Source organism: Streptomyces lushanensis (assembly GCF_001700515.1).
In the GTDB taxonomy this organism is placed as follows: Bacteria; Actinomycetota; Actinomycetes; order Streptomycetales; family Streptomycetaceae; genus Streptomyces; species Streptomyces lushanensis.
Map to the genome: position 1 here is coordinate 1 of NZ_MAUD01000348.1, position 901 is coordinate 901.

2 protein-coding genes are annotated in these 901 nt (G+C 67.5%); both read right to left on the reverse strand.

All coding sequences use genetic code 11. The features are described 5' to 3' along the window. Positions 1-208: 208 nt before the first annotated feature. Entirely contained in the window at positions 209-652 is a 444-nt protein-coding gene (locus BFF77_RS25615) for an SRPBCC family protein (protein WP_066953992.1), read from the reverse strand. Positions 653-793: 141 nt separating this feature from the next. After that, positions 794-901, reverse strand: a 108-nt coding sequence (locus BFF77_RS38265) for an ATP-binding protein (protein ID WP_169922728.1), incomplete at its 5' end; no start/stop codon positions are given.

Here is a 901-nt window from a genome sequence, read left to right on the forward strand (position 1 = left end):
GTGCGCCGGTCACCGGTGACCTTGCCCGCCGCTTCCTTGGCCTTGCCTTTGGCTTTGTCCATCGCGCTGTCGCTCATTGCGGCTCCTTGATGGTGAATGCAGACATGTCCAGACTAGGGCGGATGCGGGCGATCCACCCGTCGGGTGTGTTGTTCCGCGTCGGGGCCGTGCCCGCTGCTTNNGCCCGGTCGCGGGGACCCGTGGTGTGTCAGTTCGCGGTTTTGAGGAACGTCGTCAGGCTCTCCAGGAGCATGCCGGTGCCCTGCTCGGCCATGTCGCGCTCGTCGGCGGTGTCGCAGGTCTGGGCCACCACGATGCGAGTCCGGTGGTCACTCTGCTCGGCGAGCTCGACGGTCATGAGAGCCGGGTCGTTCTTCCCGGGTACGTCCATGCCGATCACCAGGCGCCGGTTCTCATCGACCTCGGAGTAGGAGCCGGTCAACGGGAACTGCCCGCCGTCCGGGGTGACCATCGTCGCCTTCCACGTCCCACCCGGCCGTACGTCCATCTCGACGGACCCGGGGGCGGCGTAGGACCACTGCGCGTAGGACTCCGCGACGGTCCAGGCGCGCCACACCGCCGCCACAGGGCTCTCCAGCGTCCGCTCCGACGTGTAGGAGAAACCCTCGGCCGTCGTCTGTTCCGTGGTCATGTCGTGCTCCCTGTCTCGCTTTTGTAAGGTTGTCGCACTGTAGACAGGGGCCGGCACCAAAACTCATCGGTCTCCCGCGCCCCGATCCGCGCGCACCGCTCGGGAGCGCTCACGTGCTCATGTGCCTACGGGTTCACGGAGTCACGGCAGGGACTGTTCCGCCCAGATCACCTTGCCGTCGGCCGTGTAGCGGGTGCCCCAGCGTTCGGTGAACTGGGCCACCAGGAACAGGCCCCGGCCGCCCTCGTC

Coding starts and splice junctions, on each gene's coding strand:
- BFF77_RS25615 (WP_066953992.1), bottom strand. CDS start 652: ATGACCACGGAACAGACGACGGCCGAGGGTTTCTCCTACACGTCGGAG.